9 protein-coding genes are annotated in these 16,775 nt (G+C 62.2%); 8 read left to right on the forward strand and 1 reads right to left on the reverse strand.

The features are described from left to right. Nucleotides 1-4: 4 nt before the first annotated feature. The 6 genes from IPM84_12695 to IPM84_12720 all read left to right on the forward strand — a co-directional run bounded on the left by IPM84_12695 (nt 5) and on the right by IPM84_12720 (nt 10,392). Nucleotides 5-814: an ABC transporter permease subunit gene (locus tag IPM84_12695; protein MBK9093602.1), complete on the forward strand. Its 810-nt coding sequence runs from the start codon at nt 5-7 to the stop codon at nt 812-814. 11 nt (nt 815-825) lie between these two features. Further along, nucleotides 826-1,620, forward strand: coding sequence for an ABC transporter permease (locus IPM84_12700; GenBank protein ID MBK9093603.1), 795 nt, complete (start codon nt 826-828; stop codon nt 1,618-1,620). A gap of 22 nt (nt 1,621-1,642) precedes the next feature. Continuing rightward, nucleotides 1,643-2,704: a peptidoglycan bridge formation glycyltransferase FemA/FemB family protein gene (locus tag IPM84_12705; protein ID MBK9093604.1), complete on the forward strand. Its 1,062-nt coding sequence runs from the start codon at nt 1,643-1,645 to the stop codon at nt 2,702-2,704. Between the two features lie 75 nt (nt 2,705-2,779). Beyond that, nucleotides 2,780-6,313 carry an ABC transporter permease subunit gene (locus tag IPM84_12710; protein ID MBK9093605.1) on the forward strand — a complete coding sequence of 1,178 codons (3,534 nt, stop codon included), beginning with the start codon at nt 2,780-2,782 and terminating at the stop codon, nt 6,311-6,313. 15 nt (nt 6,314-6,328) lie between these two features. Beyond that, nucleotides 6,329-7,627 (forward strand): MFS transporter, encoded by a 1,299-nt coding sequence (locus IPM84_12715; protein ID MBK9093606.1) that lies wholly within the window; start codon nt 6,329-6,331, stop codon nt 7,625-7,627. A gap of 20 nt (nt 7,628-7,647) precedes the next feature. Next, nucleotides 7,648-10,392 (forward strand): CBS domain-containing protein, encoded by a 2,745-nt coding sequence (locus tag IPM84_12720; protein MBK9093607.1) that lies wholly within the window; start codon nt 7,648-7,650, stop codon nt 10,390-10,392. A 259-nt stretch (nt 10,393-10,651) separates the two neighbouring features. Here the strand turns inward: IPM84_12720 and IPM84_12725 are convergent, their stop codons facing one another. Continuing rightward, a complete protein-coding gene (locus IPM84_12725; GenBank protein MBK9093608.1) occupies nt 10,652-11,155 on the reverse strand; it encodes an OsmC family protein in 504 nt (167 codons plus the stop codon). Nucleotides 11,156-11,421: 266 nt separating this feature from the next. Between IPM84_12725 and IPM84_12730 the strand changes: the two genes are divergently transcribed. Beyond that, entirely contained in the window at nt 11,422-14,091 is a 2,670-nt protein-coding gene (locus IPM84_12730) for a hypothetical protein (GenBank protein MBK9093609.1), read from the forward strand. 814 nt (nt 14,092-14,905) lie between these two features. Further along, a partial coding sequence (locus IPM84_12735) for a hypothetical protein (GenBank protein ID MBK9093610.1) occupies nt 14,906-16,775 on the forward strand: 1,870 nt, incomplete at its 3' end.

The following is a 16,775-nucleotide window of genomic DNA, read 5'->3' on the forward strand; positions in this document are numbered from 1 at the left end:
GACCATGAACGCAAACATCTACAGACATGAATTCCGCACCCGACTGAAATCGGTGGTCACCTGGTCGCTGTCTGTGGCAGCGCTCCTCGTTATCTTTTTCTCCTTTTTTTCGGCATTTGCCGATCAGGCTGCGCTGATGAACGCATTCCTGGCAAGATACCCACAGGAATTGCGGGCCGCCTTCGGCATGGATAACATGGACCTGGCCACCGTGCTGGGTTATTACAGTTTTATTTTCCTGTTCGTTCAACTCTGTCTGGCGATCCAGGCCGGCAACTACGGCTTTGGGCTGGTCTCGATTGAAGAGAGTGAATTGACCGCGGACTTCCTGTTGAGCAAACCGGTCAGCCGCACGCAGATACTGACCAGTAAACTGCTGGCCGCGCTGACCAGCCTGACCATCACCAACCTGGTCGTGTGGGTGATTAGTTTCGTCGTCATCGCGCTCTTCCGCGGCGAGCACGAGTACGAGACAGGCACGCTGCTCCTGCTGCTGATCAGCATCGTGATTCTCCAACTCTTTTTCCTGAGCGTCGGACTGGTCATTTCGCTGCTGGTCAAGCGTGTGCGCAGCGTGACGCCGTATGCCCTCGGCCTGGGGTTCGGTTCATACGTGTTGAGCGCGTTCAGCGGCATCTTTGGCGATGTGAAACTGGAACTGATCACGCCCTTCAAGCACCTGGATGCGGCCTACATCGTCCAGCATGGCGCGTACGATACGCCGCTGGTGCTGCTCAACGCAGCGGTCACCCTGGTTGCGCTGGCGGTCAGTTATCGGCTGTACGTCCGCCGCGACATTCCGGCTGTATCGTAAGGAGACGCACGATGAACATCTTTCTGCGTGAACTGAAAGCCAACTTCAAATCGCTGCTGATCTGGAGCGTCATCGTCGCGCTGATGATCATGATGGCAGTGGCGAAATTTTCCGCCTTTGCCGGCGACCCCGAGATGCTGAAGATGCTCGATTCCATGCCCCCGGCGCTGCTGGATGCCTTGAGCATGCGCGCCTTCAACCTGACCACGTTGAGCGGTTTCTATGGCATCATGTTTATCTATTTTGGTTTAATGGGCGCAATCGCAGCCGCGATGTGGGGTAGCGACATCATCTCCAAGGAAGAGCGCGACCGGACGGTCGAGTTTTCGCTCGTGCTGCCGGTATCGCGCAGCAGAGTCGTCACAGCCAAGGCGCTGGCTGCCCTGGTCAATTGCATCGCCTTCGTGCTGATCACCTGGGCGGTGACGCTTGTGGCGGTGCGGTCTTACCAGCCCGACCAGGGCTTCTACGACTTCCTGGCGCTCGAAATGCAGGCCATGTTGGCGCTCGAACTGATCTTCCTTGCCATCGGGCTGCTGCTGGGCTGCGCCATGAAGCAGTACAAACGCTCCGGCTCAACCGCCATTGCCATCATCCTGACGACGTACTTCATGTCCATCATCTCCAGTATGCAGGAGGGTCTGGATTTTCTCAAATACTTCACGCCGTTCAAGTATTTCGACGCCGGGGAACTCCTCCGCACTGGCAAGATGGACGGGGCGTATCTGGTTCTCTCGGCCGCGATCATCGTCGTGTGCGTGGCAGCGGCCTATTGGATGTACAACAAGCGCGATTTATACATTTAGCCTTCATCACTTGGAATTCTCCTTGCAACCGCTCACCTATCACGCTGAAACCGATCCACGCCGCTGGAATGATCTGCTGGCGGGGCTGCCCACACATCATCTGCTGCAAAGCTGGGAGTGGGGCGAGATCAAGCGCCAGACCGGCTGGTGGGCGCATCGCTTGTTCTTCGCACGCCAGGGCGCGGTCGTGGCCGCGGCGCAGGTGTTGACACGACGCCTGGGCCGTCTGCCGCTGGCTGTGCAATACGTGCCCAAAGGCCCGGCGCTCGATTATGCGGACCCCGTGTTGACGGTGCAGGTACTGGCCGCGTTAGAGGATTATGCCCGCCGCAGCCGCGCCATCTTTCTCAAGATGGACCCTGACGTGCCGGATGATACCCTGCGCGGCCGCGCCATTCTCGATCTGCTGCGCCATCGCGGTTGGCAGGCTGCCGCGGAGCAGGTGCAGTTCAAGAACACGGCGCTGCTCGATCTGACCGCCGGCGCCGACGCCGTGCAGGCCGGTTTCAAGCAGAAGTGGCGCTACAATGTGCGCCTGGCCGGTCGCAAGGGGGTGACGGTGCGCGCGGGCACGGAGGCCGACCTGGCGACTTTCTACCGGCTCTACGCGGAGACCGGCGGCCGCGATGGTTTCTTGATTCGCCCGCAGGCCTATTACCACGACGCCTGGCAGACGCTTCTACAGAGTCAGGGGCAGGTGGGCGGCTGTCTTCTGCTGGCCGACAGCGGCGCTGAGACCGTCGCCGGCCTGTTCATCGCCCGTTTTGCGCGCACGGCCTGGTATCTCTACGGCGCGTCCAGCAGTCAACAGCGCGAGGCCATGCCCAACCATCTGCTGCAATGGGAGGCGATGCGCTGGGCGCTGGCGCAGGGCTGCACGACCTATGACCTGTGGGGGGCGCCGACGGAGATGGTTGAAAGCGACCCGCTGTGGGGGGTCTGGCGTTTCAAAGAGGGGTTCGGGGCGCGTTTCGCCCCGCACATCGGCGCGTTTGATTTTGCCCCCTCCGGCCTGACCTACTACCTCTACACCGTCGCCATGCCCAGGGTGCTGAGCTTGATGCGGCGTGGCCATTTGGTTTGACGATGCGCCTGCTCTGACGTATGATAAGCGTCCCGCTGTGGCCGCCAATCAACCATCAATCGGAACTGCACGTCTATGCAACAGATCCAAATCAGCCGGCGCACCGTGCGCGCCCTGGGGCGCCGGCTGCTGACCACCCTGGTCATTCTGCTCGCCATTGCCTACCTGACGCAATTGGGGCTGCTGATGGCGGAGCGCGGGCGCCAGGGTGTGCCGGCCGCCCTCTGGAGCGCCGCCGGCCAAGCGCTGGGCGCCACCTTCGACTACCTGTTCCGCCACCCCACCACCTATTACTGGCAAAAAGCCTACCAACCGGCCTTTGCCCTGGTCTGGACCTTTTTCTCGCGCAGCGCCGGGCTTCTCCTGGTCTCCCTGCTGCTGGCTGCCCTGATCGGCGTGCCGGTCGGCATCGGTGTCGCACGCAGCGGCCGCGCCCGCAACCGCTCATTGGTCTTGCTCCTCTCCATTCTTGGCGTCTCCACCCCCAGCTTCATCCTGGCCATGCTCTTCTGGATGCTCAACATCAGCGTCCACCGCACCTTCGAAATCACAGTGTTGCCGCAGACCGGCTTTGGCTGGGATGCGCACCTGCTCATGCCGGCGCTGGTGCTTGCAGCCCGCCCGCTGGCGCAGATCGTGCAGGTGACCTATCTCACCCTGGCCGATGTGCTGGGACAGGATTACATTCGGGTGGCCTACAGCAAGGGCCTCAGTGACCGCGGCGTGCTGCTGCGCCATGCCCTGCGCAATGTCTGGATTCCGGTGCTGACCACCCTGGGCACCTCGCTGCGCTTCTCGCTCGCCAGCCTGCCGGTGGTCGAATCGTTCTTCGTCTGGCCGGGCGTGGGGCAAATTCTCCTGCAAACGATCGAGAGCAGTAACCGCGCCCTCGTCACCGACCTGGTGGTCACCCTGGGCATCCTCTTCCTGCTGATCAACCTGGCCCTGGAGATGCTCTTCCCGCTGCTCGACGCACGATTGCGCACGACGCCCAGCACAGACCTGTTCGAGGAACGGCAGACCGGGCGGCGCTGGCTCGAAGGGCTGTCGGTCTCCCTGCGTGAAACCTGGGCCGGCCTGCGCCAGTTGCTGCCCGGCGTCCGGCGCCATGATGAGCTGCCCACGCTGACCGCGGCCATCAGCCAGGAGAGCGGATCGGCGGCCGAATTGCCACCCACCCACGGTGCGCGCCGCCTGCTGTACAACACGGTGACCAACCCGGCTCTGATGGCGGGCACCCTGCTTGTGGCCGGGCTGATCGGCCTGGTCGTGGCCGGTGATCGCCTGACGCCCGCCAATCCCTACGAAACGCACGGCGTGCTGATGATCGAAGGCGTCATCGCCGCACCGCCGTTCAAGCCTTCCAGCGTCTTTCCCTGGGGCGCCGACCCGGTTGGCCGCGACATCCAGGCCCTGGTGCTCGGCGGCGCGCGGCGCACCCTCACCCTGGCCTTTTTTGCCATGCTCGCGCGCATGGTCATCGGCACCCTGTTGGGCACGCTGGCCGGCTGGTGGCGCGGCGGTTGGCTCGATCGCCTCGTCCAGGGCGCCATTGCCGTGTGGGCCGCGTTCCCGGTGACGCTCTTTGCGCTGATCCTGATCCTGGCGCTGGGTATTCAACAGGGCATGGGCGTCTTCATCATCGGCGTTTCGGTCGTGGGCTGGGGCGAAATCGCGCAGTTCGTGCGCGGCCAGGTCATCGGCCTCAAACCACAGCCCTACATCGAAGCGGCCCGCGCAACCGGCGCGCGCACCATTCACCTACTCTCACGCCACATCCTCAGCGTGCTGCTGCCCTCGCTGCTCGTCCTCTCCATCCTGGAGATGGGCGGCGTGCTCATGCTGCTGGCCGAGCTGGGCTTTCTCAACATCTTCATGGGCGGCGGTTTCCGCGCGGCCATTGCGGAAACAGGCCAGATGCAGTCGGTTGTCTATTTCTTCTCCGACGTGCCCGAATGGGGCGCACTGCTGGCGAACGTGCGCAACTGGTGGCGCTCCTACCCCTGGCTGGGGTGGTATCCGGGCCTCGCCTTCTTCATCGCGATCCTCAGCTTCAATCTGTGGGGGCAGGGCATGCGGCGCTTCCTGGATGACACCCGCGCCAACGTCAGCCGCCTGTTCAACCGCTACACCGTCACCGTGAGCGTCGGCGCGGTAGTCGGGCTGATCCTGCTCTTGCGCGCCACCTCGCCGCTCGGCATCTATCGCAGCCAGGCGACCGCCTTCGACACGACGCGCGCCTTGCAAGATATCCAGCAACTGGCCTCGCCCGCGTTCGAAGGACGGGAAACCGGCACGCCCGGTGCGCAAAAAACGGCCGCCTACATCGCCGAGCGGATGCAGGAGATTGGTCTCTTCCCGGCCGGCGCCAAAGTAAACGGCCAGGAAACCTTCATTGTGAGCAACACCACCCCCCGCGCCCATCTGCGCCAGACGCCCACCCTGGAGATTTTGGGCAACCAGGGCGACGTCACCCAGGCGCTGACCTATCGCCAGGACTTTGTCGAATACGTGGGGCGCGGCCTGGCCTATGCCCGGCGCTCCACCTTTGGCCGTGCCGAGGGCGTGGTGATGGGCCTGGTCAGCGGCCGCGACCCGGAAACGACCGCCAGCGACCACTACGGCATGAACCAAATGTCGTTGCGTGACAAAATTTTGATCGTGCGTCCCCAAGATGCCGAGCGCATCAATACGGCCGCCGCGGCCGGCTTCCTGGTGGTGTCAGATGATCCCCTGCTCATGCAGCGCAAAGTGCTCTATGGCGGCAACGAAGGCCGCGTGCCGATGATGATCGTGACCACGGCCATAGCCGACCGCCTGCTGGCCTCAACCGGCAGCAGCATGGCCCAACTGGAAGCGGCCGCAGCCAGCCTCAAGGCCGGCGAGGTGACGCTGACGCCAGCCGGCGATCCGGTGCGCATGGTGATCGAAGCCGAAATTTCGGATGGCATCAGCGAACAATACTATCATGTCGTCGGTTTCATCCCCGGGCAGGCGGCCGAGATGGGGCTGGACAGCCAGGTCATCATGGTCACCGCGTCCTACGATGGCGTGGGCGTGGGGCCGGACGGCGCGTCATATCCAGGCGCCAACGACAACGCCAGCGGCGTAGCGACGATGCTGGAACTGGCGCGGGCGCTCAAGAACAGCCCGTACCAGCCCAACAAGACCGTGGTATTCGTGGCCTGGGCCGGCGGCGAGCGCAACGAGGGCCTCAGCGTCTTCAACGTCATGGCGGCCAAGATCGGCTTCAGTTCCCTGCATCTGGAGGCGGTGATCGAATTGAGCGGTGTGGGCGGCGGCAGCGGCGACGCGTTGGCCCTGGGCCAGGGGAGCAGCTTCCGCCTGGTGCAGCTCTTTCAGGATGCCGCCGGCCGCCTGGGCGTTGCCACCACGACGCGCGGCCGCGACCCCCACTTTGGGCAACCCGCACCGCCCGGCTTTGGTGGCCGCAGCGCACTCACCATGTACCTGAGTTGGGACGGCTCTGATGCGCTGGCCGAGACACCGCAGGACACCCCCGACGCGATCGAACTGCCCAAGTTGGAGCAAGCCGGACGCACCGCGCTGCTTGCCCTGCACACCCTCAGCCGCGAGGTCAACTATTAACACGCCGCTGCTTCCATGACCATCAGCAAAGATTCGTCGCCGCCGCGCTTTGCGGCCTTGCGCAACCGCGATTTCAGCCTGCTGTGGACCGGGATGCTGGTCTCCACCGTCGGCTCGCAGATGCAACTGACCGCCGTCAATTGGCATGTCTTCGAACTGCTCAGGGGCAGCACCTACACGCTGCATCTGTTCGGGGGCGAATTTGCCCTGAGCGGCGAGGCGCTCGGCTTGGGCACCCTGGGCCTGGTACGCGTGATCCCCATCGTCCTCTTCGCTCTCATCGGCGGTGTGCTGGCCGACACCCTGGACCGCCGCCGCCTGCTGTTGGTCACCCAGGCCGCCGCGACCCTCTTCGCCGGGATATTGGCCTATCTGAGCCTGCGCGGAGAGGCCAGCGTGACCGCCATCTACCTGCTGACCGCCGCGGGCGCGGCCGCGGCGGCCTTCGACAACCCGGCGCGGCAAGCACTGGTGCCCAACCTGGTGCCGCGCGAGCATCTGACCAACGCCGTCAGCCTGAACACGTTGGTTTGGCAGATCGGCAGCGTGATTGGGCCTGCGCTGGCCGGCCTGATGGTGTCCGCCATTGACATTGGCTGGGTCTACGCGGCCAACGCCATCTCCTTTGGCGCGGTAATCCTGGCGCTGCTCCTGATGCGCTACCGGGGCCGCGCCGCCGCCAACAACACCGGCCTGGGCTGGCCGGCCGTGGCCGAGGGGCTGCACTTCACCTACAGTCAGCGCATCATCTGGGGCACCATGCTGCTCGATTTCCTGGCGACCTTCTTTTCCTCCGCGCGCACGATGCTGCCCATCATCGCCAGCGAGGTGGTGCATGTGGGCGTGCAGGGCTACGGGCTGCTTTCAACCGCTCAGTCGGTCGGGGCCATCGTTGCCGGCGCCATCACCTCGTACCGGGGCGAGATCAAACGCCAGGGCCATGTGCTCCTGGTCAGCGTTGCCATCTACGGCGTCGCCACCCTCTTCTTCGGCCTGACGGCCAACTTTTATCTCTCCTACTTCCTCTTTGCCCTGACCGGCGCGGCCGACACCGTTTCCACCGTCATTCGCGGCACCATCCGCCAGGTGCTCACGCCCGACCATCTGCGCGGACGCATGACCGGCGTCAATATGATCTTCTTCATGGGTGGCCCGCAGTTGGGTGAAATGGAAGCCGGCCTGGTCGCCAGCGCGTTCGGCGTCCCCTTTGCCATTGTCAGCGGCGGGCTGGCCACCGTGCTCCTCACCGGCTGGGTGGCGTGGCGCTATCCTAAATTGCGGGCCTACGAAGCGTCGCATGGTATAATAACGTAACTTTTGGGGGGGCGCCACACGTGACTACCGGTCTCACGGTCATTTTGACCCACGAACATGCCGATTTCGACGCCCTGGCGGCCATGCTGGCAACCTGGAAACTGAACCCCCAGGCTGTCCCCATTTTGCCGGGCCAGCTAAACCGCAACGTGCGCGAATTCTTGACCCTCTACCGCAGCGCCCTGCCGTTCGTGGCGGCCGCCGATGCGCCGCCGCGCCGCGTGGTCCATGCCCTGGTGGTAGACACGCAAAGTTTTGCGCCACCGCGCCGCATGTCGGCGCAAACCAGCGTTGAGATCGTGGATCATCATGCATTGCAGATCACCCTGCCGCCCGACTGGACCCACACCGGCGACAAGGTGGGCGCCACGACAACGCTGCTGGTGGAACGCCTGCAAAACGAACGTATCCCGCTGACCACGATCGAGGCCACCTGCCTGCTGCTGGGCATCTACGAAGACACGGGCACGTTGACCTACAGCGCCACCACCGCGCGTGACGCCGCGTGCGTGGCCTGGCTGCTGCAGCCGGCGCAGGGCGCTAATCTCGAAGTGGTCAACCGATTCCTGCACCACTCGCTGACCGCTGAGCAAAAGGCCCTGCTCGATCAGCTCATCGCCAACAGCGAACCGTTCGAGTTCGGCAGCCAGCCGGTCATCATCGCCTGGGCCAGCTTGCCCACCTTCAACGATGAAATCTCGACCCTGGCGCACCGCGTGCGCGATTTCTACGAGCCGGCTGCGGTCTTTCTGCTGGTTGACCTGGGCGATCGCATCCAGGTCGTGGCGCGCAGCAGCAGCGACGCGGTGGATGTCGGCGTAATTGCGTCAGCGCTGGGGGGCGGTGGTCATCGGCGCGCTGCCGCGGCGCTGGTGCGCGGGCGCAGCCTGCGCGAGGTGCGGACGACCCTGGTAGATTTGCTGCAGCAGCACGTGCGCCCTTCGGTGACGGTCAGCGAGATTATGTCACGCGGGCTGCAGACCCTGTCGCCCGACATGACGATTGCCGACGCCGCGGCGCGCATGCAGCGCTTCGGTTTCGAGGGCTTTCCGGTGGCCGACTTGAGCCAGGTCGTGGGCATGTTGACCCGCGGCCAGGTGGACCGCGCCTTGCGCCACGGCCTGGCGCAGGCGCCTGTCGCCCAGGTCATGAGCAAAGGCAGCATCAGCGTGGCGCCGGAGGATGGCATCGAAGTCTTGCAGCGCCGCATGATCGAAAGCGGCTGGGGCCAGGTGCCGGTGGTCAACCGGCAGACCGGCGCGCTGATCGGCATCGTCACCCGCACCGATCTGATCAAGCTGTGGGGCACGCCGCTGCCCACGCGCCCGGCCGCGGACATGAACGCGAAGATGGAAACTCTGCTGCCCGCGGCGTTGATCAACCTGGTGCGCCGTGCGGGCGAGGCCGCGGCCGATTTGAACTACCCCATGTACGCGGTGGGCGGCTTCGTGCGTGATCTTTTGCTCAACGTCCCCAATTTTGACATTGACCTGGTGGTCGAAGGGGATGCGATCGGCCTGGCGCGGCGCCTGGCGAGCCTGTATGGCGGCCGCGTGCGTTCACACAAACGCTTCGGCACGGCCAAATGGATTCTCAGCGCCGATGGCAAGGCCGAGCCGGCGGACGCAAGTGAGCAGAGCAGCGAAGAGGAAGATGAGGAGTACCGGCCGGTGCAGATCAGCAGCGTGGATGACGCCGCGCCGCCGGTGCCCAGCCTCGATTTCGTCACCGCGCGCACCGAATTCTACGAACACCCCACCGCGCTGCCCACCGTGGAGCGGTCTTCGATCAAACTCGACCTGCACCGGCGCGACTTCACGATCAACACCCTGGCGATTCACCTCGACCCGCAGCATTGGGGCGAGCTGCTCGATTTCTACGACGGGGTGGGGGACCTGAACAACGGCATCATCCGTGTGCTGCACAGCCTGAGTTTCATCGAAGACCCCACACGCATCCTGCGCGCGGTGCGTTTCGAGCAGCGCTTTCATTTTCAGATCGAGGCGCGCACCGAGCAACTGATTGCCGACGCGCTCGACCTGCTGCCCAAGGTCAGCCCGGCGCGGGTGCGGCATGAGCTGGAGTTGATCCTGGAAGAGGCCGAGCCGGAACTGGCGCTGGCGCGTTTGCAGCAGATGCAGGTACTCGCACACCTGAATGCGCACCTGGTCTATGACCGCTGGTTGGCCGACCGCTTCGTTGATCTGCGCCATCTGCGCATGGACCGCCAGTTGGCGGGCGACTCGCAGACGGTGGCAGGGGAAGAATTGCCGCGCCTCTACCTGGCGCTGATGCTCTTCCGCCAGCCGGCCGAGGCCGATCAACAGGTGCATGAGCGCTTGCGCCTGCGCCATGACACCATGCGCCTGCTGAGCGACCTGCGCGCCTTGCAGCGCCATCTGGCCGACCTGGGCCGGCCGCTGCTGCGCGCCAGTCAGATAGATGAGATCTTGCGCCCAATCAGCGCTGCGGCGCGGCTGGTGCTGCGCGTCGCCAGCGAATCGTGGCTGGTGCAGCAGCGCATGGACCTCTACGAACGCAGCCTCAAGCAGGTGACGGTAGAGCTGGACGGTCATCGGCTGCGCAAACTCGGTCTGCCGCCCGGCCCACTCTATCGCCAGATTCTGCAGGCCGTGCGCGCCGCGCGTCTCGACGGCGAGGTGCATGACCTGGCCGGGGAGATGGCTTTGGCGCGGCGGTTGGCAGAGAGAGGGGATGCGGAAGCGCAGAGTGCAGAGTACAAAGTGCAAAGCGCAGAGCGATAGCCCTTCGGTTTGGGATCGCAGCCTTGGGATTCTTCCTTTAGTAATTTACCAGTTAACTTCTTGCACAGGGAGCAAGGATTCTCTTGCCACGAATGGCACGGAGGCAGAGGGGCCAATTCGTGAAAATTCGTGAAATTCGTGGCAAAGAATGCCCGCATCCTTCTCTCAAAGTACACGGATCAACACGGATACTCTCACCCATGTCCAATTCGTGAAAATTCGTGAAATTCGTGGCAAAGAATGCTCGCATCCTTCTTTTTTATTTCTCCGCGTCCTCTGCGGTGCGTGCCGCCTCAACGACAATCACCGGTTCACACGTCACCGGGAAATTGACGGAGTTGGCGATGAAGCACAGCTCATGGGCGCGGGCGTGCAGGTGCGCAGCCAGGGCCGGGTCGGCGCCAGGCTGGATCGTCACTGTGGGCAGCAGCACGACCGAAGTAAAATGACCGCCGCCATTCGGCGTCTCCGCCATGACGCCGCGGGCCTGGTCTTCATAGGCCACCACCACCACACCCGCGTCTGCGGCCAGGTGTAAATACCACAGCATGTGGCAGGCCGCCAACGACGCCACCAGCAGGTCTTCCGGGTTATAGCGCGTGCGGTCGCCTCGAAACGCGGGGTCGGCCGAACCGGCGATCACCGGCTTGCCGGCCGCCGTGATCTCGTGTGCGCGCGCATAGGCGCGGTAGCTGCTGGTCCCCTGCCCCAGGTTGCCGGTCCAGGTCACCTGAACCGCGTACGTGTGTTCGTGCTGAGTCATATGTCTTTATCCAAACCTACGCGTGCAACGCCGACGCAAATCCATGCACCGCAATCACCCACCGCAACGATCCCCGATGCAACCGCAACCCCAGATAGCACACTACGTTGATCGTTTTGCACACCGCAGGACAAAAATCCTGTGCATCCTGCTCATCCTGTCCAAATCGGCTTGCAAGGTGAGCTGCATATCATCCATTTTAATCGCACTCACGCCGGCAGACAAAATGCACATGTTCGGACCAGGCTATACTAAGGAGGGATCTCATGATGACCGTTTTCTCATCTCGCAGGCAGCGTCAGCTAAGACTAATGAGCGGCGCCATCGCTATTCTCCTCACCGGAACGATCGTCTTCGTTTGGGTGTGGCTAAACACCTCGTTTCCAGCCAATTCGACCCTCGATACCATTCTATGCCAACACCTACCCCTGACAGATCGTCAGGTGGCTGTGCGGCGCAATCTGCCAGCATCATTCGTGCCTGAGCTGCGCGCAGCTCTTGGACTATCCAATGCCGAGATCTGTCTGTTGCCGGATGACAAACTGACGCAAGCCGTGTACAAGACAGATCATCCCAAGCCTGACTCTCCCGGGGAAGCGGTGACTTTTCGCCGCCTGCAGCTTCAGGATGAGAACGGATTTGTGCCGGCCGATGGCCTGGCGCGAGCCGGCGAGCACGTTCGTCAAATGCGCATTGGCGACGGCGCGGACCCTGACAGCGGCGGAATCTCACGTGGGTCGTGGACATGGCTGGGGCCAGGCAACATCGGCGGCCGCGTGCGCTCCATCGTCATCAGCCCAGCGAACTCGGCCCTGATGTGGGCGGGCAGCGTCTCCGGCGGCATCTGGCGGTCAACCAACGGCGGGGTCTTGTGGGGACCGGTAGATGATTTCATGGCGAACCTGGCAGTTTCCACACTGGTGATGAGTCCGAGCAACAGCAGCATCATGTATGCCGGGACGGGAGAAGGCTTCTACAATGCGGATAGAATACAGGGCGCCGGTGTCTTCAAGAGCACGGACGGCGGCACGATCTGGTCACAATTAGGCTCGACGACCAGTGCAGACTGGTATTACGTCAATCGCCTGGCGTTCGCACCCAATGGCAACATCCTGGTGGCGGCTACGAGCAGCGGTTTGTGGCGAAGCACGGATGGCGGCGCGACGTGGAGCCGCCGAACCACGACGCGAGCTTTGGATGTAAATTTCAATCCCGCGGACAACAGCAAAGCTATCGCCAGCGGCTCGGAGGGAAGCGCCTGGTATTCGAACGACGGCGGGGTCAACTGGACGGCTGCTACGGGCATCCCCGTGCTGGATTACCTGGGGCGGGTAGAGGTGGCCTATGCGCCCAGTAACCCATCCTGGGTTTATGCGTCCGTCAGCCGCAACAGCGGTGAAATTTGGAGCAGCACCAACGGCGGGCAGACCTATGCGCTCGTCAATACCGGCAACAGTTACCTGGGCGGGCAGGGGTGGTACGACAACATCATTTGGGTTGACCCCACGAACGCCAATACACTGATCGTGGGCGGCATTGATCTGTGGCGCAGCACGAATGGCGGAAGTTCGCTGACGAAGATCAGTCAATGGTGGAGCGCGCCGTCCTCTGCCCATGCCGATCATCATGCGATCGTTGAATCTCCGGGCTTCAACGGCGGCACGAACAAGACCGTTTTCTTCGGCAACGATGGCGGCGTCTACAGGGCCGACAATGTGTACACGGTTCTGGGCACCACCGGCTGGCAGGAGTTGAACAACAACCTGGGCATCACCCAGTTCTATGGCGCAGCCGGCAACAGCACAAGCGGCGTGATCGTGGGCGGCACACAGGATAACGGAACCTTGCGTTTCAACGGCAACACGGAAACCTGGAGCACGATGTATGGCGGTGATGGTGGTTTCTCGGCTGCTGATCCATCTGACCCGAATTATTTCTACGGTGAATATGTCTATGCGTGGGTTCATCGCAGCAGCAATGGGGGCAGTACGTCCGAGTACATCAGCGGTATCTATTGGGATGGCAGTCAATGGACCTGCCTCTCGGCTCCTTATCGCATCGATGACGCGTGCAACCGCACCGCCAACTTCATCGCCCCATTCATTCTGGATCCCAATACCCCCAATCGCCTGCTCGTCGGCGGCAGATCCCTGTGGCGCAGCAACGATCCGAAGACGGCCAACACGGGTACGACGGGTCCCTCCTGGGCCAGCATCAAAGCGCCGATTAGCGGCGACTACAATATCAGCGCCATTGCCGTTGCGCCCGGCAACTCGGACATCGTGTGGGTGGGTCATAACAATGGTAATGTCTACAAGACAGCCAACGGCACCGCAGCTTCACCAACCTGGACGCAAGTGGATACCAACGCGCCCGGTTTACCCAATCGCTACGTGATGCGCATCACCATTGACCGCAACAGCGCCAACACGGTCTACGTGACGTTTGGTGGTTTCAGCCCCGACAATGTCTGGCGCACCACCGACGCCGGCAGTTCCTGGAGTGACCGCACCGGCTCAGGCTCCAGTGGACTGCCCGACGCGCCGGTGCGCAGCCTGGTGATTCATCCCAACAATTCGAATTGGATCTACGTTGGCGCGGAAGTCGGCGTTTTTGTCAGTGAAAACGCCGGGGCTAATTGGACCGTGCCTCACGAGGGACCGGCCAATGTCTCGGTGGATGAGTTATTCTGGATGAACACTGCGCTTGTCGCGGCCACGCATGGACGTGGCCTGTATCGGGCGGAGACAGTGGGCCAGGCGTGCTATGACTTCGATCACAACGGTCAGGTAGATGCCCTCGACATCACAGCGGTTGCCAGCCGTTGGCGCAATGCAGCCTTATACAATCCAACCTACGATGTGGCCGCCCCCTTCGGCGTGATTGACATCATTGATATCGTGACCGTGTCCGCACACTGGGGTTTGAGCTGCTGATCGAGTGAAGCCCGCTGAAAAAAGTTGACAGAGTTCTGCCAAAACTTGACAGACTCATGACAGACAAAATCTGGTATACTGTTCATGGCTCACTGTTTACTGTCTCATTGACAAAACTGGACATCGAAAGGCGGACGATCATGGCGACATTTGTATCTCAGTATGCAGGGCTTCACAAATGGTTGCGGGGGAGTGCAGCCAGCCGTAGACGACATGGCTGGGTGATAGGCATACTGATTCTGGTTCTTTCCGGCTGTTCGCTGCAACCGGTTGGCACAACGCCAACGGGCACAACGCCAACGGGCACAACGCCAACGGGCACAACGCCAACGGGCACAACGCCAACGGGCACAACGCCAACGGGCACAACGCCAACGCAAACCCTTGCACCGCCATCACCCACTGCAACGATCACTGAGGCAACTGCAATACCAGAAAGTACACCACTTGCCAGGGTGATCGTGAGTCCCGCTCAAGCCGGTCAAACCATCGTTGTCCGGGTGAATCAGCAAATCGTCGTGCTGCCCATGTCAACTGAGCTCACATGGCAGGTTGATTATGATTCATCCATTCTTACTGCACTCACACCGGCAGACAAAATGAGCCAGCCTGGGCCAGACGGCTGGTTGTTCCAGGCTGCCGCGGTGGGGCAAACAGACCTCGTGATGACAAGTGTGCCGGCGCCGTGCCCGCCCGGCACACCCTGTGCGCCGATGCCAGCACGCGTCGGAGTCGCCATTCAAGTCCAGCCATAAACGACGATTCAGGAGAAGCAGGCCGAGCCATTGTTGTAGTTTGTGCAAGGAGGAATCTCATGATGACCGTCTTTTCACCTCGCAGGCAGCGCCAGCTCAGGGTACTGGGTGGCGCCATCACTATTCTCCTCACCGGAACGATCGTCTTCGTTTGGGTGTGGCTAAACACCTCGTCTCTGGCCAATTCGACCCTCGATACCATTCTATGCCAACATCTACCCCTGACAGATCATCAGGTGGCTGTGCGGCGCAACCTACCAGCATCATGGGTGCCTGAGTTGCACACCGCTCGCGGGCTAACCAATGCCGAGATATGTCTGTTGCCGGATGACAAACTGACGCGGGCTGTGTACAAGACTGAACACCCCATGTCCGACCATCCGGGGGAAGCGGTGACTTTTCGCCGCCTGCAGCTTCAGGATGAGAACGGATTTGTGCCGCCCGACGGCCTGGCGCGGGCTGGCGAGCACGTTCGTCAAATGCCCATCGGCGATGGCGCGGACCCGGATACCGGCGGGATTTCGCGTGGGGCGTGGACGTGGCTGGGGCCAGGCAACATTGGTGGCCGCGTGCGCTCCATCGTCATCAGCCCAGCGAACCCGGCCCTGATGTGGGCGGGCAGCGTCTCCGGCGGCATCTGGCGGTCAACCAACGGCGGGGTCTCCTGGGGGCCGGTGGATGATTTCATGGCGAACCTGGCGGTGTCCACGCTGGTGATGAACCCGAGCAACAGCAGCATCATGTATGCCGGGACGGGAGAAGGCTTCTACAACGGGGATGGAATACTGGGCGCCGGCGTTTTCAAGAGCACAAATGGCGGCGCGGCGTGGTCGCAATTGAACGCCACAGCCAATGCGGACTGGTACTTCGTCAATCGCCTGGCAATCTCGCCAAATGGTAGCGTTCTAATGGCGGCCACGAGCAGCGGTTTGTGGCGAAGCACGGATGGCGGCGCGACGTGGAGCCGCCGAACCACGACGCGAGCTTTGGATGTAAATTTCAACCCCGCGGACAATAGCAAAGCGATCGCCAGTGGCTCGGAGGGAAGCGCCTGGTACTCGACCGACGGCGGGGTCAACTGGACGGCTGCTACTGGCATACCTGTCCTAGATTGGCTGGGACGGGTGGAGGTAGCCTATGCCCCTAACAACCCTGCCCTCGTTTATGCGTCGGTGAATCGCAATAGCGGTGAAATTTGGAGCAGCACCAACGGCGGGCAGACCTATGCGCTCGTCAACACCGGCAACAGTTACCTGGGAGGGCAGGGATGGTACGACAACATCATTTGGGTTGATCCCACGAACGCCAATACACTGATCGTGGGCGGCATTGATCTGTGGCGCAGCACGAATGGCGGAAGTTCGCTGACGAAGATCAGCCAATGGTGGAGCGCGCCATCCTCTGCCCATGCCGATCATCATGCGATCGTTGAATCTCCGGGTTTCAACGGCGGCACGAACAAGACCGTTTTCTTCGGCAACGATGGCGGCGTCTACAAGGCCGACAATGTGTACACGGTTCTGGGCACCACCGGCTGGCAGGAGTTGAACAACAACCTGGGCATCACCCAGTTCTATGGCGCAGCCGGCAACAGCACAAGCGGCGTGATCGTGGGCGGTACACAGGATAACGGAACCTTGCGCTACAGCGGCAATACGGAAACCTGGAGCACGATGTTTGGCGGTGACGGCGGTTTCGCGGCTGCAGATCCGGCCAATCCGAATTACTTCTACGGTGAATATATCAGCGCACAGGTTCATCGCAGCAGCGATGCTGGCGTTAGCGCCGAATACATCTATGGCTTGTACTGGGATGGCGGTCAATGGACCTGCCGACCGGCCCCCTATCGCATCGATGACGCGTGCAACAACACGGCCAATTTCATCTCCCCATTCATTCTGGACCCCAACAATCCCAATCGCCTGCTCG

The organism is Candidatus Amarolinea dominans (genome assembly GCA_016719785.1).
GTDB classification, from domain to species: Bacteria; Chloroflexota; Anaerolineae; order SSC4; family Amarolineaceae; genus Amarolinea; species Amarolinea dominans.